Source organism: Alishewanella tabrizica (assembly GCF_014652375.1).
Classification (GTDB): Bacteria; Pseudomonadota; Gammaproteobacteria; order Enterobacterales; family Alteromonadaceae; genus Alishewanella; species Alishewanella tabrizica.
The window spans coordinates 1-21,234 of the sequence record NZ_BMYR01000019.1; the positions used below are offsets into that span (position 1 = coordinate 1).

General features: G+C 46.5%; 18 protein-coding genes. 8 read left to right on the forward strand and 10 right to left on the reverse strand.

Going from position 1 to position 21,234, the window contains the following annotated elements; translation table 11 throughout:
• Nucleotides 1-518 precede the first annotated feature (518 nt).
• Nucleotides 519-1,688, reverse strand: a complete 1,170-nt coding sequence (locus IE070_RS15930; RefSeq protein WP_189484174.1) for an FAD-dependent monooxygenase — start codon at nt 1,686-1,688, stop codon at nt 519-521.
• Between the two features lie 334 nt (nt 1,689-2,022).
• Between IE070_RS15930 and aguB the strand changes: the two genes are divergently transcribed.
• The 4 genes from aguB to IE070_RS15950 are packed head-to-tail and all read left to right on the forward strand — an operon-like array spanning nt 2,023 to nt 4,802.
• Complete coding sequence (gene aguB, locus IE070_RS15935; protein ID WP_189484175.1) at nt 2,023-2,910, forward strand: N-carbamoylputrescine amidase; 888 nt, start codon at nt 2,023-2,025, stop codon at nt 2,908-2,910.
• Complete coding sequence (aguA, locus tag IE070_RS15940) at nt 2,907-4,019, forward strand: agmatine deiminase (RefSeq protein ID WP_189484176.1); 1,113 nt, start codon at nt 2,907-2,909, stop codon at nt 4,017-4,019. The genes aguB and aguA overlap by 4 nt, the downstream gene beginning before the upstream one ends.
• 17 nt (nt 4,020-4,036) lie before the next feature.
• Nucleotides 4,037-4,315 carry a peptidylprolyl isomerase PpiC gene (gene ppiC, locus IE070_RS15945; protein ID WP_189484189.1) on the forward strand — a complete coding sequence of 93 codons (279 nt, stop codon included), beginning with the start codon at nt 4,037-4,039 and terminating at the stop codon, nt 4,313-4,315.
• Between the two features lie 19 nt (nt 4,316-4,334).
• Nucleotides 4,335-4,802, forward strand: coding sequence for a GNAT family N-acetyltransferase (locus tag IE070_RS15950; protein WP_189484177.1), 468 nt, complete (start codon nt 4,335-4,337; stop codon nt 4,800-4,802).
• Here the strand turns inward: IE070_RS15950 and IE070_RS15955 are convergent.
• Complete coding sequence (locus IE070_RS15955) at nt 4,799-6,073, reverse strand: DEAD/DEAH box helicase (protein ID WP_189484178.1); 1,275 nt, start codon at nt 6,071-6,073, stop codon at nt 4,799-4,801. The genes IE070_RS15950 and IE070_RS15955 overlap by 4 nt on opposite strands.
• 97 nt (nt 6,074-6,170) lie before the next feature.
• Between IE070_RS15955 and IE070_RS15960 the strand changes: the two genes are divergently transcribed.
• The 3 genes from IE070_RS15960 to IE070_RS15970 are packed head-to-tail and all read left to right on the forward strand — an operon-like array spanning nt 6,171 to nt 8,656.
• Nucleotides 6,171-6,431, forward strand: a complete 261-nt coding sequence (locus IE070_RS15960; RefSeq protein ID WP_229797113.1) for a GIY-YIG nuclease family protein — start codon at nt 6,171-6,173, stop codon at nt 6,429-6,431.
• Nucleotides 6,431-7,333, forward strand: coding sequence for an AEC family transporter (locus tag IE070_RS15965; protein ID WP_189484179.1), 903 nt, complete (start codon nt 6,431-6,433; stop codon nt 7,331-7,333). Before IE070_RS15960 ends, IE070_RS15965 begins: the two co-directional genes overlap by 1 nt.
• Before the next feature lie 21 nt (nt 7,334-7,354).
• Entirely contained in the window at nt 7,355-8,656 is a 1,302-nt protein-coding gene (locus IE070_RS15970; RefSeq protein WP_189484180.1) for a mechanosensitive ion channel family protein, read from the forward strand.
• A 58-nt stretch (nt 8,657-8,714) separates the two neighbouring features.
• Here IE070_RS15970 and pbp4b read toward each other — a convergent pair whose 3' ends face one another.
• Both pbp4b and tyrS read right to left on the reverse strand, forming a co-directional pair.
• The gene (pbp4b, locus tag IE070_RS15975; RefSeq protein ID WP_189484181.1) at nt 8,715-10,421 is read right to left on the reverse strand and encodes a penicillin binding protein PBP4B; all 1,707 of its coding nucleotides are present in this window, start codon (nt 10,419-10,421) and stop codon (nt 8,715-8,717) included.
• Between the two features lie 30 nt (nt 10,422-10,451).
• On the reverse strand, nt 10,452-11,654 hold the full coding sequence (gene tyrS / locus IE070_RS15980; RefSeq protein WP_189484182.1) for a tyrosine--tRNA ligase: 1,203 nt from the start codon (nt 11,652-11,654) through the stop codon (nt 10,452-10,454).
• A 147-nt stretch (nt 11,655-11,801) separates the two neighbouring features.
• Between tyrS and IE070_RS15985 the strand changes: the two genes are divergently transcribed.
• Nucleotides 11,802-13,175, forward strand: a complete 1,374-nt coding sequence (locus tag IE070_RS15985) for a peptidoglycan DD-metalloendopeptidase family protein (protein WP_189484183.1) — start codon at nt 11,802-11,804, stop codon at nt 13,173-13,175.
• A gap of 164 nt (nt 13,176-13,339) precedes the next feature.
• Here IE070_RS15985 and IE070_RS15990 read toward each other — a convergent pair whose 3' ends face one another.
• The 6 genes from IE070_RS15990 to IE070_RS16015 form a co-directional block, all read right to left on the reverse strand.
• Complete coding sequence (locus IE070_RS15990; protein ID WP_189484184.1) at nt 13,340-14,470, reverse strand: sodium ion-translocating decarboxylase subunit beta; 1,131 nt, start codon at nt 14,468-14,470, stop codon at nt 13,340-13,342.
• A gap of 27 nt (nt 14,471-14,497) precedes the next feature.
• A complete protein-coding gene (oadA, locus tag IE070_RS15995) occupies nt 14,498-16,279 on the reverse strand; it encodes a sodium-extruding oxaloacetate decarboxylase subunit alpha (protein WP_189484185.1) in 1,782 nt (593 codons plus the stop codon).
• 21 nt (nt 16,280-16,300) lie between these two features.
• On the reverse strand, nt 16,301-16,540 hold the full coding sequence (locus IE070_RS16000; protein WP_189484186.1) for an oxaloacetate decarboxylase subunit gamma: 240 nt from the start codon (nt 16,538-16,540) through the stop codon (nt 16,301-16,303).
• Nucleotides 16,541-16,937: 397 nt separating this feature from the next.
• Nucleotides 16,938-17,519 carry a PqiC family protein gene (locus tag IE070_RS16005; protein ID WP_229797114.1) on the reverse strand — a complete coding sequence of 194 codons (582 nt, stop codon included), beginning with the start codon at nt 17,517-17,519 and terminating at the stop codon, nt 16,938-16,940.
• On the reverse strand, nt 17,516-19,189 hold the full coding sequence (pqiB, locus tag IE070_RS16010; RefSeq protein ID WP_189484187.1) for an intermembrane transport protein PqiB: 1,674 nt from the start codon (nt 19,187-19,189) through the stop codon (nt 17,516-17,518). Before pqiB ends, IE070_RS16005 begins: the two co-directional genes overlap by 4 nt.
• On the reverse strand, nt 19,186-20,457 hold the full coding sequence (locus IE070_RS16015) for a PqiA/YebS family transporter subunit (protein ID WP_189484188.1): 1,272 nt from the start codon (nt 20,455-20,457) through the stop codon (nt 19,186-19,188). Before IE070_RS16015 ends, pqiB begins: the two co-directional genes overlap by 4 nt.
• Between the last annotated feature and the right edge of the window lie 777 nt (nt 20,458-21,234).

Consider the following 21,234-nt stretch of genomic DNA (forward strand, 5'->3'; position numbering starts at 1 on the left):
TATAGTGAAAACAAGTGGATCAGATTTCAATTGTTGAAGTGGATCAGTTTTGCATTGTTGGTAACATGGATGGGTTCACGGCGTCCCTCGGCAAAGTTGTACGGCGCGTTTAGCCACCGGATGCACTAATCCAGAATCTGCGTAACGTTAAGAAACCGCAGATTCAAGCTCGGAGCAACGCCCTTAGCTGGGTAGTAATTTTCTCCACCGGCTTCGAGGATCACGTCCATGTGCCCACTCAGCCTGCGCAGCATCCCTGCTGCTGTTACAAAAATTCTACCGCAGCCAAGGGCTTAAACAAGTTAAGTGAGCCATCAGGCTAAACAAGAACATAACGAGGTGGTAAACGCAGAGTATCCTTTTTAGGGGACGTGTTTTTCAGGGATGAAAAACCTCAGCGTACAGGGATGTATTCACAGCGGTCCCGCTAAAAAGCGATACGGCGCGTTTAACCGCCGGATGCACCAATTTAGAATCTGCATAACCTAAAGTCAGCGCAATCTAGAGATTGGCAAAACTCAAAACACCCCATTTCCTACTGCATATTGGGTCAGCAGCCGCTTAGCCACGCCTGCATTGGCCGCTAACCGCAACCCCTGCTGCCGGATAAAACTCAGTGTATCCGAGTCACGGCTAAAGGTTTGATAAATCACATCCATCGCGCCCATCATCAGGCTATTTTGCAGCTTACGCTGCCGCTGATACTGCAGCAAGCTAGCGCTATCGGCCAGATCACGCCTGGCTTGTAGATTAGCGCTAATAAGTTCAACCAATAGCATAGCATCGGCAAAGCCCAAATTAACGCCCTGCCCGGCTAACGGATTAATGGTATGAGCAGCATCGCCTGCTAATAGCACCCGCCCTTTTACGTACTGCTGCGCCTGCATCCGCGCCAAGGGAAACCAAGCTGAGCTTTTTAATTTCACCGCGCCTAATTCGTCAGGAAAAGCCTCAATAAAGGCCCGTTCTAACGCAGCAGGCGCAAGCTGCGCCAGTTGTTTCACTTTGGCCGCCTCGTCGTACCACACCAATGACGCCTGCGCACCAGGCAACGGTAAAAAGGCCCGAGGGCCACTTGGGTAAAACTGCTGCCAGGTAATATCTTGTTGCGGATACGGCGTATCAACATAGGCCACTAAGCAGGCTTGTTGATATTGCCAGCCCTGCGTGCCAATACCGGCTAATTGCCTCACCACAGAGTGTGCGCCATCTGCGCCAATTAATAATTTAGCCGATACTATCCGAGCATCACTGAGTGTCACACTTACCGAGCTATCGTTTTGTTGTAATGCTACGATCTGGGTATCAGTAATCACCTCTACCTGTTCGTTAAACTGCCGCCAAAGCGCCAGCTGCACCACGTTATTTTCAATAATATGCCCCAAATGCGGCTCAGCAATTTCGCTTGCCGCAAAACGTACTGCCGCGTTGCCTTCACCGGCTTGCAAAAACTGATAAGGACATAGCCGCATCTGTTGTACGTGCTGCCAAGCACCTAAAGACGCTAACCAACGTTCAGAGCGTAAATTCAAAGAAGATACTCGCAAATCAATAGCGCTATCGGCAGCAAAAGATGCAGGTTGCTGCTTCTCTAGTACCATCACCGCTAATCCGGCTTGCGATAGGGCTACCGCCAAGGCTGCGCCTACCATCCCCCCACCACTGATGATCACATCGGTGTCATACATTTATGTTTTCCTCTAAAACCTGCAACGTGCAGGGCAAACACCCCTGAGTAACAAAATTGGCAGGTAATTTATGGTAAATTTTGCTAAGGTTAACAACAATTTTCAGGCAGGCAAAATAGCCAGCTCAAATAACCGCAAAAAATATTGACGATTGATAGAAAATGCGGCATTTTGCGCGCCCTGTAATACCTAACCTATACGGGACTAAGCACGGTAATGGCTTAGTTTTAAATGCCTGTTTTACACTGTACTTCGTGCATGATGATTTGCCAACTTCGTAGCAAATTCAGGCAAGATGTTAAGATTGATAAAATAACTAAATTGGAGATGGCTGATGCGTAATGTAACCGTTGCTGCTACCCAGATGATTGGTGGCTGGAATGTTGAAGAAAATATTGCCCGGGCAGATAAGCTGGTGCGTGAAGCCGCAGCACAAGGTGCGCAGATTATCCTGATCCAAGAACTGTTTGAACGTAACTATTTTTGCCAAAAACAAAAGCCAGAGTATTTAGACTTTGCCGTACCGGTGTCTGAAAACGCCGCCGTTAAGCATTTTGCCAAAGTTGCCAAAGAGCTGGCCGTGGTATTACCGATCAGTATTTATGAGCGCGCCGGTAATTGCCTGTATAACACCGTCGTGATGCTAGATGCCGATGGCAGCAACATGGGGATTTACCGTAAGAGCCATATCCCTGATGGCCCAGGCTATAGCGAAAAATACTATTTCACGCCGGGCGATACCGGTTTTAAAGTGTGGGATACCCGTTATGCCAAAGTGGGCGTCGGTATTTGTTGGGATCAGTGGTTCCCAGAGTGTGCCCGCAGTATGGCGTTAATGGGCGCTGAGCTGATTTTCTACCCAACGGCGATTGGCAGTGAGCCGCATGATGCTACCATTAGCTCACGTGATCACTGGCAGCGCACCCAGCAAGGCCATGCCGCTGCTAACTTAACGCCGGTTATCGTGTCTAACCGCATTGGTACCGAAACCGAAGGCGACTTCTCTATTACCTTCTATGGTAGCTCTTTTATTGCTGATCATACCGGTGCCAAAGTGCAAGAAGCGAACGAAACTGACGAAGCGGTGTTAGTACACACCTTTGACTTAGACGAAGTGGCCGCTACCCGCCGTGCTTGGGGTGTTTTCCGCGATCGCCGTATCGATATCTACGATACCTTGCTGACTAAAGACGGCAAAATTAACCCGGAGAACAGCAAGTGAGCCAAACCCTAACCTCAACACCAAAGCAAGACGGCTTTAGCATGCCGCCCGAGTGGGCACCGCATAAGCAGACTTGGATGGTTTGGCCAGAGCGCACCGACAGCTGGCGCTTAGGCGCTAAGCCGGCGCAAGCGGCTTTTGTCACCGTTATTAAAGCCATTGCTGGTTTTGAACCGGTATCTGTTGGTGTTTCCGCCACGCAGTATGCCAATGCTTATGCGCAGCTCAGTACTGCTGATACCAAGTTTCCTATTCGGGTAGTCGAGATCTCCAATAACGATGCCTGGTGCCGTGATACCGGGCCTACTTTTGTTACAAACGGCAAAGGCGACGTACGGGGTGTCGATTGGACCTTTAATGCTTGGGGTGGTCTGAATGGCGGCTTATATTTCCCGTGGGATCGCGATGATCAAGTTGCCAGCAAGATTTTAGGCATAGAGCAGCTGCCACGTTATCGTACGGAAGGCTTTGTGCTGGAAGGCGGCGCTATCCATGTTGATGGTGAAGGCACCCTGCTGACCACTGCCGAATGTTTGCTAAATGCTAACCGCAATCCGCATTTAAGCCGTGAAGAAATTGAAGCTATGCTGCGCGAGCATCTGGCCATTGAAAAAGTACTGTGGTTAGAAGACGGCATCTTTAACGATGAAACCGATGGCCATGTTGATAATATGGCGTGCTTTGTTAAACCCGGTGAAGTGCTGTTAGCTTGGACGAACGATCAAAACGATCCGCAGTATGCCCGCAGCAAAGCGGCCTTAGATTATTTAGAAGCCAGTACCGATGCCAAAGGTCGAAAAATCAAAGTGCATAAACTGCCAGTACCTGCGCCTATTATTGCCAAAGCCGAAGAATATGCCACTGTTGATCAGTCTATGGCTGCTATTCCACGCGAAGCCAATGCCCGTTTAGCCGGCTCTTACATTAATTTTTATTTATGTAATGGCGGTTTAATTCTGCCGACCTTTGATGATCCGAACGATCAGGTCGCCGCAGAAATTCTGCAGCAACTGTTTCCAGCGCATCAAGTGGTTACGGTACCAGGACGAGAAATTCTTCTGGGTGGCGGCAATATTCACTGTATCACCCAACAGCAACCTGCTGGTTAATAACGAGACGAATGACCATGGCCAAAGCCTGCGCCTTACATATTTTGGTAAAAACCAAAGAGCAAGCAGATAAGCTAAAACTGCAACTGCAAAAAGGCGCCGACTTTGGCAAATTGGCGAAGCAACACTCGCTCTGTCCGTCGGGTAAAAAAGGCGGTGATTTAGGGGAGTTTCGCAAAGGCCAGATGGTCAAACCGTTTGATGATGCGGTATTTAAAGGCCCGCTACTCGAGATCCTAGGGCCGGTAAAAACGCAGTTTGGTTTTCATTTAATTAAAACGTTGTATCGTAATTAAACCACAAAGCCGCATTTAAATGCATCTAAGACCGCTGGAACAGCACGATATACCCGAACTTATGCGCTGGTTCACCCATCAAACAGAGGTTTTGCATTGGGCTGGACCAGACTTCAGGTTCCCTTTTACCCCAGCAAGCTTTTTTGAAGATTTACAACCACCGGGAGTAAGTTCCTGGGTACTGGAAGCGGATGATGAACAGCTTTTAGGATTTGGGCAGTTTTCACTGCAAGCAGGACATTGCCATCTTAGTCGTTTAATCATCCATCCCTGCTTTCGCGGCTATGGGTTTATTCAAATCTTGCTGACTAAACTGTTAAGAAGGGGCTGCGTGGAATTAAACACCCACACCGCCTCTTTGTTTGTATTTAACAGCAATACGTCTGCACTTAACGCTTATCATCGTGCTGGTTTTGTTACTCAGAAGCATCCTCAGGGAAAGCTGCATGAATACTGCAGCTATCTTATTCTGAATGGGATAGATTAGGCTTTACCCAAGGCTTTAGCGCGCAGCTTGGCTTTTAATTTCCCTGCTGACTGCCGTTTTGCTGCAGTATCTAGCCGGCCAGTTGGCCGCTGTCCTGGCTTACGCTCTATCGGCTCATTCGGGGCTTTAAAATGCGGATCATGCTCATAACCGGGTAAAATTTGCGTGGGTATCACTTGCTGTGTCAGCTTTTCAATATCTTGTAAGGCACCAAGCTCATCTGGGCCGACTAAGGTAACTGCTTCACCACTTAAGCCGGCTCGCCCTGTGCGGCCAATCCGGTGTACATAGTCTTCCGCTACTTGCGGCAAATCGTAATTCACCACATAAGGCAATTCCGTAATATCCAAACCGCGCGCCGCAATATCTGTGGCGACGAGCACCCGCACCTTACCTTGTTTAAACTCATCCAAAGCGCGCTGCCGTGCGCCCTGGGCTTTATCGCCATGAATAGCCGCAGTTGTTAAGCCATCTTTTTGCAATTGCTTAGCTAAGCGATCGGCACCATGTTTGGTACGTACAAAAATAAGCACCTGTTGCCAGTTCCGAGCGCCAATCACATGCGAAATAAGCTCGCGCTTGCGATGACGATCGACTAAATAGACTTGTTGAGTGACGCGATCTGCTGTGGCATTGGCAGCGGCCACTTCAATTAATACGGGTTTATATAATAGGGCATCGGCTAACTGTTTAATCTCTTTAGAATAGGTAGCAGAAAATAACAAGGTTTGCCTTTTTTCAGGCAGTTTAGCCATAATACGTTTGATATCAACAATAAAGCCCATATCCAACATGCGATCGGCTTCATCCAGGACTAATACGTCAAGTTGGCTTAAATCCACCGTTTCTTGATGTAAATGATCAATTAAGCGCCCTGGTGTAGCGACCAAAATATCCAATCCCTGCTCGGCAGCATCATACTGCGGGCGTATCGATACCCCACCATAGAAAACGGCGCTGCTTACCGACAGATGGCGGCTATAGGTTTGGACACTTTCAAAAACTTGCTGGGCCAGTTCGCGGGTAGGCGTTAATACTAATACCCTGACGTGAGCCTTAGTTAAGACTTTCGGTGCATTGAGCAGCTGTTGCAGCAATGGTAAAGTAAAGGCTGCGGTTTTACCTGTACCGGTTTGGGCACCAGCCAACACATCTTTTCCGCTTAAAATATGCGGAATACTTTGTTGTTGTACCGGTGTCGGGCTAACATAGCCCTGTTCTGCCAAAACGCGTAATATAGGCTCAGCAAGAGCCAAAGAGTGAAACGACATGCTTAATTCCAAAAGTCTTATTCGCTAACTGATAACACAAAGTACGATTATAGCAGAAGCGCCTGCGACAAGATATTCTGGGTATTTCTCATATTAAATGATTGAACAACAATGGTTTCTTTATATGGTGCGCACCGCCAACGGCCAGCTTTACACGGGTATCAGTATTGATCCGCTGCGACGTTTACGCCAGCATCAGGGCGAACTTGCCGGTGGCGCAAAGGCCTTACGTGGCAAAGGCCCCTTAGCGCTGGTTTATCAACACGCTTATGCCGATCGCTCGACAGCAAGTAAAGCGGAATATCGCTTAAAAAAACAAAGTAAAGCGGCAAAAGAGCTGCTGATTAGCGAGCAATAATGGAAAACTTTTATTTGGTATTGGCATACTTGATGATTGGTATGCTATTGAAACGTCTGCCTGCCATGCCGGAAAATAGCGGTTTGGTCCTGAATATCTATGTCCTATATGTCGCTTTACCCGCGCTTATTCTAAAAAACATTAAGCTGCTAACGTTTTCCTACGCGTTATTAATTCCGGCGGTTACACCTTGGCTACTGTTACTCGTCGTTGTGGCCAGTGTATTGCTATTAAGTAAGGTGTTTGCTTGGCCGCGTGAAGTCACTGGGGCCTTGTTGATTGTATTGCCATTGGGCAATACCTCCTTTTTAGGCTTCCCGATGACCGAAGCATTGTTTGGGCAAAGCGCGATGCCCTATGCCGTGGTTTATGATCAAATCGGCTCTTTTATTGCGTTGGCTACTTATGTCACCATTATCGCCGCTATATTCAGCCCCACTATGCAGAAACCCACCGTTAAAAGCATATTCGTAAAAATAATTACCTTCCCCTCCTTTATTGCGCTGATCGTTGGTTTACTCGTACGTGACCTTAGTTTGCCACCGTTAACTTATAATCTTATTGATAATCTCGCCGCTACGTTGGTCCCCGTCGTCATGATTGCTGTAGGATTTCAACTGAGCTTTCGCTTTAGTAAAAGCGAGATATCGCCACTTATCAGCGCATTAACGATTAAACTCATGTTAATGCCAATTGCAGCATGGCTTATTTGGATGGCACTGGGACAAGAAGGCTTAGCAGTACAAATCAGTATTTTTCAAGCTGCTATGCCCCCCATGATCTCTGCTGGCGCCATTGCGATTATGGCGGGGCTGGCACCCAGACTCGTCAGTGGTATCATCGGCTTGGGTATTTTATCTGGGCTTATCAGTTTGCCCATTGTATTTTGGTTACTACAATAAAAAAGCGGCAATAAGGAAACGATGGAAAAGCTCGCCCTTTGGTTTAATGAAATAGTACACGCGTTGCAGCAACCGATTTATTGGTGGCAATTGTTAGCATTAAGCTTGGCGGCATTACTTGCCTCACTCGCCAATAGGAAACTGCAACAATTGCTTGCCGCACAAGATAACTTTGCCGCAGGATTACGGCATCTGGCATTACGTAGCATTCAACGCATACTGTGGCCACTCAGCGCATTACTCTTGTTATTATCCATTAAAGCCGTGTTTGAATGGTATAGCTTGCCAATACAGTTACTGGAAGTGGCGGTACCAATATTGCTGGCATTGGGCTTAATTCGTTTATCCATTTATATTTTGCGTAAGGCTTTTACCGTTAGTCCATTGCTCAAATCGTCAGAGAATTTTTTGGTAGGTATCATCTGGTTTGCGGTGTTACTGCATTTAGCCGGTTGGCTTCCGTTAGTGCTCGAGATGTTGGATAGCGCGGCGTTAACGTTAGGCGAAACCAGGATCACAATTTTATCGGTATTAAAACTGATCTTGATGATCGCCTTAGCCTTTACGATTGCTATTTGGTTAGCCGAGTTAATTAACAAGCGTTTGATGCAATCCGCGTCTATCAGCCCAAGTATGCGAGTGGGTTTTGCTAAGTTTAGTAAGTTTTTGCTGATCACCTTGGCGTTTTTAATTGCCTTAAACGCTGTCGGCATTAATTTAAGTTCACTGGCTGTGTTTGGTGGTGCGCTTGGCGTTGGTTTAGGTTTTGGTTTACAACGTATCGCGTCTAACTTTATCAGCGGTTTTATTTTAGTATTAGATCGTTCAATAAAACCCGGCGATGTTATTACCGTAGGTGATAAGTTTGGCTGGGTTGAGCAGCTAAACGCCCGTTACGTAGTGGTACGAAATAGAGAAGGCGTTGACACCCTGATCCCGAATGAAAACCTGATCACCTCAGAAGTAATTAATTGGAGCTATGCCGATCCCAATGTGCGGGTGATTATTAAAGTACAAATTAGTTACGAGGATGATCCGGAACAAGCTATGGCGTTAATGCTTGATTGCGCCTTTGCTTCACCACGGGTACTACAGGAGCCTATCCCAACCGTAAGGCTAATGGAGTTCGCTGACAGTGGCATTGAACTGCAGTTACGGGTATGGATCGCTGATTTAGAAAACGGTACTGGAGCGGTAAAATCAGATATTAACTTGGCTATTTGGCGCGCCTTTAAAAAACATAATATTACTATCCCTTACCCACAGCGGGATTTACACATAAAATCAGGCTGGCCGCTGCCAACAAAGCCTGAACAAGATTAACCGCTCAGATTGTGCTATTTGCAGAGAATACGCAAATAGCCGCTATCGGCGCAGAGTGCTATCGTTGCAATGCCTCGTACACTAAGGTGAGAACAGAACCATAGCGTCCAGTTTCAAAGTGATCACCCGTAAAACGATAGCTATCACCATCAGCCACAATAGGGCTATGTTTTTTATTGGTTAACAATACCACCAATATCTGCTGGGCCGGATCGATAACGGTGGCTGTGCCCGTCCAACCAGTATGGCCATACGCTGTATCACTCGCATAAGCACCAAAGTGCCACGCCAAATCCCCTTGTACAGCAGTGCGCCAGCCTAAACCAAACGTATGCTGATACGGTGAAGGGCTAACAAACTGCTGCAAGGTGGCTTGATCAAAAAACTGCTGCCAGCCATAGCCGCCACCTTGCATAGCAACGGCCATCAATACCGCTAAATCATGAGCCGTACTAAACAATCCCGCATGCCCTGCTACCCCCTGAAAGGAATAGTAAGCTTTTTCATCATGTACCTCCCCCAATATCACCCCTTGGCGATTAGCGGGAAAATGCACTCTACCGCCACGGCTATTACCCGCTAACTCGGTGGCCGCGATGCGCTCTGTGGTGATACCTTTTAGTAACGGATTAAATACCGTATTACTTAATCCTAACGCTTGATAAAAATGCTGCTCCAGATACTGATCTAATGGCTGTGCTGTAACACGCTCTATCAGCATTCCTAACAGCATATAATCGACATCGCTATAGACTGCTTGCTGCCCCCGCGCAGTAGCAAAGGGTACCTGAGTTAAAATAAGGTGTTCTGTTTGAGCTTTATTTAACGAATAAAACTCCTGGCCATGTCGATTATCGGGCCGGAAAAAATGTACTTCAGGCGGATAACCCGCGGTATGATAGAGTAAATCACTTACCGTGCGCAGCTCTCGGCCATCCCCCTGATACTCGGGAAAATAATGCTGAATGGGTAAATTGACATTAAGCTTGCCTTCGCTAACCAAACGCATCAACGCATAGTTAGTGGCGTACATTTTGGTATTCGAGGCGATATCAAATAACGTGTCAGGTTGGAGTGTTACAGGTTCTGCTAGTGGTTGTGCATCACTGTTGTAACGCTGCGCATAACCATATGCGGTGTGCTTTATCACCACACCGTTTTTTACCACTAGCAACACCGCCCCCGGAAAACCGTCTGCTACCTCTGCGCTAATTAATTGATCAACATCGTGAAAAGCCGCACTGTAGCGTTCTAAATCAGTTCTTAAGGTAGGATAAGGCAGACTAAGCTGCACAGTGGCATCCATAGGTTTCACCGCGACTAACTGCAAGCGATTCTCACCATTACGGGTATAAGCCGCTAAATCCAGTTTAAAAGGACTGCCATCCGCTGGGCGCTGTAAACGCAGCACATGCTGATTCACCGCGAGTTCCAGCTCCGTTGCTTGCTGCATATTCACCAGCAACTCGCCCTGCCCGGCATAGGCTAAGAAACGGCGACGATTGTTAACCGCTTGCCGTTCACTTCGTTGCTCAGGCCAAATAAGCTGTAATTGACCAGCATTATGGCTAAGTGCATATTGCTCAGCCGCGGTCAGTGCCAAATAGGCAGAGGACGTGAGTATCGGTTTCGCCGCTTTTACAGGCGGTGACGGCACTACATGTACGGGTTTATTTAAGACAGACTCCCGCGGAGCAGGGGGTAAACTGCAGCTGCTAAGCAGACCCAGCAAGCAAGCCAGTCCCCACAGATAACCTTGGTGCATACTGTCTTCCTCGCTGAATAAGAGTAACCTTTACTGCAACGTTACCTTAGCAAACTTTCGTTTGCCGACTTGATAAATTTGGCTGGAACCTTTAGCGATCTCTAATTTCGGATCGTCTACTTTCTCTTCGCCGTTTAATTTCACCGCGCCTTGCTTAATCATTCGCAGCGCTTCTGAGGTACTGTCAACCAAGGCCGCTTCTTTTAACAGATTAGCAATAGGCATACTCTCACCAGCACAATCTAGCGTAACTTCTGGTATATCATCGGGCAAGGCATTTTTACTAAAGCGTTGCGTAAAGTCCTGATGTGCTGCTTCTGCCGCTGCGTCATCGTGGAAACGTGCAATAATTTCTTTGGCTAGGGCAATTTTTACATCGCGCGGATTAGTGCCATTTTGCACATCTTGCTTTAATTGCTGAATGTCGGTTACCGGGCGGAAGCTCAATAAATCGTAATAGCGCCACATTAGCTCATCAGAAATGGACATAATTTTGCCAAACATGTCGTTTGGTGCATCGGTAATGCCAACATAGTTACCCAAAGACTTGGACATCTTTTGCACCCCGTCCAAACCTTCCAGCAGCGGCACCATCATCACGGTTTGCGGGCGCATGCCCTCTTCCTTTTGTAGCTCGCGGCCCATAAGCAGATTAAAACGCTGATCAGTACCGCCCATTTCTACATCGGCTTCTAGCGCAACAGAATCCCATCCCTGAACCAACGGGTATAAAAACTCATGAATAGAGATAGATTGATTGCCGGCAAAGCGCTTTTTAAAATCATCACGCTCTAACATCCGTGCCACGGTTTGCCGCGAGGCCAGTTTAATCATGCCCGCGGCACCCAGTTCACCCATCCACTGCGAATTAAAGGCTACGCGGGTTTTCGCCGGATCGAGAATTTTAAACACTTGCTCTTTATAGGTTTCAGCATTCGCCAGCACATCTTCACGACTTAACGGTTTGCGCGTGACATTTTTACCGCTTGGATCGCCAATCATCCCAGTAAAGTCACCAATCAGGAAAATAACCTCGTGTCCCAGTTGCTGGAAAGCACGCAACTTGTTAATCAACACGGTATGGCCTAAGTGCAGATCAGGAGCCGTTGGATCAAAGCCTGCCTTGATTTTTAAAGGCTTGCCTTCTTTTAACTTGGCAATAAGCTCCTCTTCGAGCAGAATTTCCTCGCAACCGCGCTTTAATTCCGCTAATGCCTGCGCCCAATCGGCCATTTTCAACTCCTGACAATAAATAATTTTTGCTTACAGAACAGCCATTCTATAGCATGTTCAAGCAAGGGGAAACGCACAAAAGTCTGGTATCTTCGAAAAAAACGGTATATGCTCGCTTTTTGTTCGTTTTCAGGTAGCCTTTTTCCTATGCAGAAACTTGTCGCTCAACTGCCTTCTCCTCATCGTTTCTTGATTGCACTTGTCTCTCTTTTTATCGCAGTCTTATTATTGTTACCTTCTGAGCAAGCCTCGGCCTCAAGAAATACTGCGACGGATACATTAGATGTTGGCAAACGCTATAGTGTTGCATTAGCCCTTCCTGAAGAAGCGCCTGAAGAACAGCAAAGTATTATCATCCCCGAGCTAGATGATGCGCTAGTTGAGCTTCCTGCTGCTGCGCTTGGTTTAAGATGGACAACCTTAGAGGTGCAGTCGGGCGACATTTTGTCGACCTTGTTTCGTAAAGCCAATGTTAGTCAACAAACCATGCAACAAATCCTCGATATCGGCAAAAGCACGCGTACATTAACGCGCTTATTTCCCGGTGAAAAATTAGAGTTTGGTTTTGATGAACAAGGTGAATTGCAAGCATTACATTATGCTATTGATCGCTTAAAAACCTTACAAATTGCCCGCGTTGATAATGGTCGCTTTGAAGCAACAGAAGTAAAAAAACCCGTTGAACAACGCCAACAATTTGCTCAGGCCGATATTCGCAGTAGCTTTTGGAATGCAGGTTTACAAGCCGGTTTATCTGAAGGACAAATCATGTTACTGGCCGGTATTTTTGGCTGGGATATCGACTTTGCTCTAGATTTACGCGCTGGAGACCGTTTTAGCGTATTAATTAATGCCGATTATGTTGAAGGTGAATATATCGGGACAGGTCATATTGTTGCAGCAGAATTCAGCAATCAAGGTCAAGTTTACCAGGCGGTACGCCACAGTGATGGCCATTACTACAAACCTGATGGTCAAAGTATGCGCCAAGCTTTTTTAAGAGCACCGGTCAGTTTTCAATATGTTAGTTCAAACTTCAACCCACGACGCTTACACCCGGTTCTTGGCACAGTACGCGCACATAATGGTACAGATTATGTTGCTCCGGTAGGTACGCCCATTATGGCTGCCGGTGATGGACGGGTTACCCATTCGGCTTACAATGGCGTAAACGGTCATTATGTATTTATTCAGCACGCGAATAATATTGTCACTAAATACTTACACTTATCTAAACGTGAGGTTAAAAGTGGTGATCGGGTACGGCAGGGACAAACCATTGGCCGCCTTGGCGCAACGGGACGTGTAACAGGCGCACACTTACATTATGAGTTTTTATTGGATGGTGTTCATCGTAATCCACGTACTGTTAAATTACCGCAAGCGACGCCCCTTAGTGGCAATGAGCGAAGTGTGTTTCAACAACGTGCCAAAGGGTTGCTGGCTCAGCTACAACAGCAGCAACAAGGACAATTAGCGCAGCAAATTACCTCTGATCAGCAAACGGCTACGAATGAGTAACGATTTAAAATACAAAATGCCCAGTGATTAAAAATAAAAAAGGTGCTAAAAGCACCTTTTTTTATCTGAAGCATTCGAGATACGTTACGTTACATTACTGCACTCGCGTGATGCCACTAGTGCACATTTAGTGATGCTTAGTTAGCAACACTTAGTCACTCACGTTACCCTACCAATGCTAAAAGTATGCCCGCAGCCACAGCTGAACCTATTACGCCAGCCACATTGGGACCCATCGCATGCATTAATAAAAAGTTATGCGGATCCGCTTCTAAGCCCAGTTTATTTGAGACGCGAGCCGCCATGGGTACAGCCGATACCCCAGCTGAACCTATTAATGGATTAATTGGCTGAGCAGACACTTTATTCATAACCTTTGCCATTAACACGCCAGCAGCCGTACCTATAGCAAATGCCACCATCCCAAGGAGTAAAATGCCAAGCGTTTGTGTAGTCAAAAATTTATCAGCACTCAAACGTGAGCCTACGGCTAACCCAAGAAAAATCGTCACAATGTTAATTAATTCATTCTGCGCGGTTTTACTTAACCGATCGACTACACCACATTCTTTCATTAAATTCCCCAAGCAAAACATCCCAATTAAGGGTGCAGCAGTGGGCAATAACAAAATGGTCAGCAGCAACAGTAACAGGGGGAACACGATCTTTTCACGTTTCGATACCACTCTTAGCTGAGTCATTTGGATCTTACGCTCATCTTGAGTAGTCAGCGCACGCATAATGGGCGGCTGAATAAGAGGCACCAACGCCATATAAGAATACGCGGCTACCGCAATGGCGCCCAATAAATCAGGCGCTAAGCGAGAGGCTAAAAAGATGGCTGTTGGTCCGTCAGCACCACCGATAATCGCAATAGCTGAAGCCTCTTTTAAGGTAAAGCTTAATCCAGGTACCCAATTTAGTGCTATAGCACCAAACAGCGTGGCAAAGATACCAAATTGCGCGGCCGCGCCTAAAAAAAGCATGCGCGGGTTGGCGATTAACGCGCTAAAGTCAGTCATCGCCCCCACCCCCAAGAAAATCAGCAGTGGAAATAATCCTGACGCAATGCCGACGTCATAAAATAAATAGAGAATACCGCCAGGCTCCCCCATACCCGCCAAGGGAATATTTGTTAAAATCGCCCCAAAACCAATGGGGAGCAGCAATAAAGGTTCAAAACCACGAGCAATTGCAAGATAAAGCAATCCCACGCCAACCAGCATCATAACCACTTGCCCTAGTGTAAAATGTACTATACCGGTTGAAGCAATAAGCGTTTGAATAGCATCCATTATAAATCCTTGTTTGCCTTATATGTATTAATCAAAACTGATCAATACATCACCGGTAGTGACTGCATCACCCGCCGCGACATGAATTTTAACTACCGTGCCATCCGCTACCGCGCGCACTTCTGTTTCCATTTTCATCGCCTCCATAATGATAACCACATCACCACGTTTGACGCTGACACCTGGCTTAGTGACAATCTTCCAAATATTACCTGCTAAAGGCGCGTTTAACGTTCCACTGCCCGTAACAGAAGCACTGCCCGGAATATTTTCTGACACCACGGGTTTAATACTGCTAAGTTCACCTGTAGGCGCCACTTCTACTTCATAAACCTTACCATCCACTCGGACACTGTATGCGGCAGGACCACTTTGCGTAGCTGCAGAATTAGCAACCGGTTTGTTCTTGGGTTCAGATACAGCGCCAGGCGCTGGTTCAAAGGCGGCGGGATTATTGCGGTTTTTCAGAAATTTCAGGCCAACCTGCGGAAATAAAGCATAGGTTAAGACGTCATCGACAATATCTGCTGCTAAATCAATGTGTTCGGTTTTCGCTAGCGCCGTTAGCTCTGCCGTCAATTTATCCATTTCTGGCGTTAACACATCCGCAGGACGACAGGTAATGGCTTTGCCTCCTGCTAACACTTTTTGCTGTAATTCGGCATTAACCGGGGCTGGCGTCGCGCCATATTCCCCTTTTAACACGCCCGCAGTTTCTTTGGTGATGCTCTTATAGCGCTCGCCCGTTAATACATTTAGTACGGCTTGGGTACCAACAATTTGTGAAGTGGGGGTCACTAAAGGTAAAAAACCTAAATCTTCACGAACTCGGGGAATTTCTTGCAATACCGCATCCAGTTTTTCTAGTGCGCCTTGCTCTTTTAACTGGCTTTCCATATTGGTCAGCATGCCACCGGGTACTTGTGCTAATAAAATCCGTGCATCCACACCTTTTAAGGAACCTTCAAACTGTGCATATTTCTTGCGTACATCCCGGAAATACGTTGCAATCTCGGCTAACAACTCCATATTTAATCCGGTATCGCGAGCTGTTCCCTCAGTAATGGCCACCAATGTTTCAGTGGCACTATGCCCATAAGTCATACTCATTGAGGAAATCGCGGTATCAAGCATATCAATACCGGCATCAATGGCTTTTTGATAGGTTGCCGTACTTAACCCGGTTGTCGCATGACATTGCATCGCCAGCGGGATCTTTACCTCTTCTTTTATTCGGGTAACCAACTCTTCGCAATCATATGGCTTAAGCAAACCCGCCATATCTTTAATGCAAATAGAATCACACCCCATATCTTCCAACTGCCGTGCCATATTGACCCACATATCCACGGTATGCACTGGGCTAACCGTATAAGAAATGGTGCCTTGTGCATGGGCGCCAACCCTGATAGCTGCTTGTACCGCGGTTTGCAGATTACGGATATCATTCATCGCATCAAAAATACGAAACACGTCAACGCCATTATCATGGGCACGTTCAACGAAACGCGTTACTACATCATCGGCATAATGGCGATAACCCAGCAGATTCTGGCCCCGCAACAACATTTGTTGCCGCGTATTTGGCATGGCTTTCTTTAATTCACGGATCCGGTGCCAAGGATCTTCACCTAGATAACGAATACAGGCATCAAAGGTCGCCCCTCCCCAGGATTCTACAGACCAATAGCCAACCTTATCGAGCTTGCTGGCAATCGGCAGCATATCCTCAAGGCGTACCCGGGTAGCGAGTAAAGATTGATGTGCATCACGCAACACCAGTTCAGTTAATAGCAAAGGCTTCGTCATGCCAGTATCCTCTTGGTCTAATTATTGTTTTTGGCGGTATTGATGCACCGCAGCACTGATAGCAGCAACGATAGCTGGCGACACGGTGGTCGCCTTTGTGTCAATCGTTGTGGGCTTTTCTGTCATTTTCACGGGGAAATGACGCTGGATAACGCGACTCATAAGCTGTAAAAGCAATACCAGCATAAACAGAAAGGTAAACACCGACACCATGCCAATAAACATCAAGCCAGCTGCTTCCAATAGTAAATCTGCAACCATTAATTTTTCTCCATTGCTCGACTATCAATACCCTGCAGGCGCAAGCAAGTAACATTATTTACACGTTCCGTACCAGTATGGCCTAAAGCTGAATGGCACGACAATAAATTACAGTGATACTTAGTATTGTTATTTTTACCCCATCACAAAAGCACATGCAACCATAAAGACATATATATTTCTAGATGGCTAAGGAACAATAAAGCAACAACCAGTATTTGCTTAGCGCAGATAGATAAACTTAGGTTTATGTTTATACTGAAGAAAACGGATTTACTGCAAGGTAACACAATAAACCTGCGCTGCCTGCCTTTTGGCATCTTTTACGACAGCGCAGTAAATTAAAGTGAAGTGAAGTGAGGTGAAGTTAATTGAAATCAGGCTTAATGTGTAAGACTCACTGCACCTGAGTCGCAAGATGCTGTGCTATATCGGCTAATACGCGTTGCCAACCCACACTCAGGGCATATACCATCGCTGGATAGCCATCTTGTTCAAGTTTCACTGCATGGCTAAACGGCACTGTCTCAATAGCACCCAGCAGGCTTAAGCTATAGCGGCCACTGATGATGGCTTGTCCTTGGTCATTGGCATAAAACCGATCTATCTCAAGCTGTAATGTACGCACACCGGGGGTATTCAACAGCGCTAACGGCTGCTTTGGTAGCGCCTGTAATAGATACTCCGTTAATTGCCGTTGTAATTGTTGTTCTAGCGCATCTGCCCATAAGTGCTGACGGGCAATGCTAAATTCAACTGCCGATTGTTGTAACACCAAACCACTGCCATTCAAGTAAGTGGCGACCCTTACCGGAGCAATACCGATTGCCGCCAATTTGCTGCTATGCACCGGCTGTGGACTAGGTATAGCCAATTGATAATAACGAATATCAGATGCAGGCGTCGAACTGCACCCAGCTAAGCCAAGTGCCATGCTAGCCATTAGCACGAGCAATAAAAACGCGGTTCCCTGTCTCATTCTTGAGCCTTCTTAGGTTGTGGATCAGCACTATCACTGGCATTAATAATCAAGGCATTACTTTGTTGGTTTAACAGTTTTAATACCGGTTGTAATTCACGTAACACATTATCTAACGTCTGCAAATTTGTAGCAGCACGCTCATAAGCTACAGAACCTGGGCTAATACCAGCCAGCGCACGACGAACCTCAGCTAAACTATGCTGTAGGTCTGCAGGTAATTGTTGCAGCTCGGGTTGGGTAATTAATTGTTGTAAGCTATTAATCAACGTTTCACTTCTCACGAGTAACTGCTCGGTCGCGGCCAAGGTTTGCTGCCCCTGGTTCAGGAAAGGCTCTAGCTGCAAATTATTAATCTTATCTAACGCCATTAAGACTTTTTGTTCAATATTACTCAAGCCACTGCGGGCTGAGGGTAAATTGGGATAGCCCGCTTGTCGGCTTAATACAACTTGTTCTGCGTAAAGCTGCTGTTGTTTGGTATCGGCTAACCATTCGCTGTTAATATCTAAATCAACATACAACGCGCCCGTTAATAGATTGCCTGTTTTTAATACCGCATGTAAGCCTCGGCTCACGGCCAGCTCTAGCTCTTGTCCTAATTGTTGAATCGTTAAGTTTTCATATAAGCGCCCAGCCTCAATTCGCAGCAGAACTGGGATCCCTTGATTCAATGAGACTTCAAACGGCTTACCCATGGCAAAGAAAAATGGCACGCTGGTTACCGTACCAACCCGTACGCCGCGGAACTCGACTGGGGCACCGGCCTTTAACCCTCGCACCGATTCATCAAAAAAGACTAAATATTCCACAAACTGATGATACATCCCATCTTGAATACTTTGCCGATTTGGGAAAAGCTGAAACTCACTGCCGTTTTTGACGTTCGCACCCGCCGGCCATCCGTCCATCACATCAAAGCTTACACCGCCACTTAACAATGTAGTCGCAGAGCCAATATCAACAGATAATCCCTCTGCGGATAAATCAAACGATAAACCACTGCTTAACCAAAACCGCACATTTTCGGTCACTAGCCCATCGTAAGGTTGCCGAATGTACAATTGATAACCCGTACTGCGATCGGCAATATTAAACTCGCTACTCTCCACAGTACCTACTTCGTATCCACGGTATAGCACCGGATCGCCCACCGCTAAACCGCTGGTATTAGTGGTCTGCAAGCGCACTCGGATCCCCGGTGCATCCGCTGGCGCTACCGGAGGGGTACTTAGTAATGGATGCGTTAACACCACGTCAGGTGAATCGCCAGGTTGTAACTCGATATAGGCGCCAGATAACAGTGTATTTAATCCCGTAATCCCTCCCCGCCCTACTTGAGGCTTTACAACCCAAAATTGCGAACCGGCATTTAGTAACGGAGTCACATTGGGTTTCATCCGTACATTTATCAATACTTGCCTCAAATCATCGCTAAGCTCCACAGAGACAACTTGCCCGACATCAACACTGCGGTTTTTAATTTGTGTTTTACCCGCGACTATCCCTTCAGCATCCTCAGCAATAAGTAATAACATAGCACCTTGCTGCTGATAGAAATTGATCAACATCCAAATCCCAATCAGCACAGCAGCAATGGGAACAATCCAAATAGGAGACCACTGCTTGATCTCTTTAACTTTTGCTTGCGGCAATGGCGTTTCAGTCACACAGTCTCTCCAGTTTTACTCTGCCGATCCCACAGCAAACGCGGATCAAAGCTAATGGCCGCTAACATTGTTAAAATAACAACGGCAGCAAAAACGAGCGCCCCCACGCCTGGGTAAACACTCATCAATAAATCAAACCTTACTAACGCCGCTAAAATGGCAACGACTAACACATCGACCATAGACCATCGCCCAACCCAATCAACCAATAAATAGATTTGCGTAGTGAATTTACTTTGCAACTGACCTATTGATTGCGTAAGAAAACAGAGCCAAAACATCACGAGTATCTTAACAATAGGCACCACTACACTGGCCAGCAGGATCACCAACGCAACCGGATATTCGCCATCTTGCCACATTAAAATAAAGCCGCTAATAATAGTGGAGTCGGTAATGTTACCAAAAGACACAGTTCTCATAATAGGTAACAAATTGGCGGGAATATAAAGCACACAGGCGGCAATTAGTAACGCCAATGTTTTTTGTAAACTGCCAGGGATACGCACATGCACTTTACTATAACATCTAGGACAATTGGTCGCAGACAACGCGACTACAGCAGTACAACACTGACACAATTTCAGTTGTTGGGCTAACCCCGTTTTTCCCGCTTCGGCGTGAACCGAGGGTTTAGGCGCAGGTGCAATTTTAGACCACATTTCATGGCGATCAATCACTTGAAAAGTGCGTAAATGCAATAAACAGAAGGCACAAAATGCCCAAAAGCTCAGACCCAGAGAGATATCCGTATTGGCCACCAGTTTTACAAAACTGATCAGCAACCCCATTAAAAATATGTCTACCATGCTCCAAGGCTTTAACATAAATAGCACCCTGGCTACCCAAATTCGAGCGGGGAGCTGATACAACATACCCAGCTTTAGATAGATTACTGCCGCCATACAAAACGCGGGGACCGCTTGAATAAACAACCACACTAAAATGGCAAGTGCTTGGTGATACTCGTTAAACAACACAGTAGCAGTATCAAAAAAATGCATCTCGCTACGATTGCCCGCAACGCCTAAACTGACAAATGGAAAAAGATTTGCCAAAATCATCATAAATAAAGCCGACGCCGCATACAGCACGGGCCGTAATATCGGTTGTGGCTGCCGAGCATCTAATTGATGATCACAACGCAAGCAATGCGCTTGCTCACCTTCTTGTAAATAAGGTAAGTGCTGCAACAAATCACAATGCCGACAAAGCACCAGTTCAGCGCCTGATTCAGGGGCTGTTGCGTTTTTAAAGGCAGTTATCATGGGACTGTTTGTGGCAGACACGGTATTTCCGAGATAAGCAGATCGCGTTGCATGCTGCTGTTATAGCATATTTCGAACCATCTGTGGATAGTGCTCTGCTCTTCGCACTGTACCAATCTAAAATCTGCCGTTATTTTTGGTTTAACCAATTCAAAATTGCTACATTCGGTGACAAACTGCCTAGCGGTTCGGTTTCAACTCGCTCAAGGAAGCGAACTTACCTGGCTTACCGTGCTTTTTAAACCAACGAGCAAGTAACACTTATCAAGCTAGGCAGCGAGGCGATAATGCTAAACAAAGCCTGTCCAGCACGGATGCTGGAGAAGAGCTTACATGGATGTATTCACAGCGTCTTTGTGTGCGTTATCGGCTTAAAGCAGCCTAGCGGTTCGGTTCAAACACGCCAATAGAAGCGAACTTACCTGGCTTACCGTGCTTTTTAAACCAACAAGTAAGTAACACTTATCAAGCTAGGCAGCGAGGCGATAATGCTAAACAAAGCCTGTCCAGCATGGATGCTGGAGAAGAGCTTACATGGATGTATTCACAGCGTCTTTGTGTGCGTTATCGGCTTAAAGCAGCCTAGCGGTTCGGTTCAAACACGCCAATAGAAGCGAACTTACCTAGCTTACTTACCGTGCTTTTTAAACCAACAAGTGAGTAACATTTATCAAGCTAGGCAGCGAGTCGATAATGCTAAACAAAGCCTGTTGTCAACAACAACCCAATAGTGATCCACCCCAACAATCTAAAAGTGATCCACTACTCTTTAGTTTT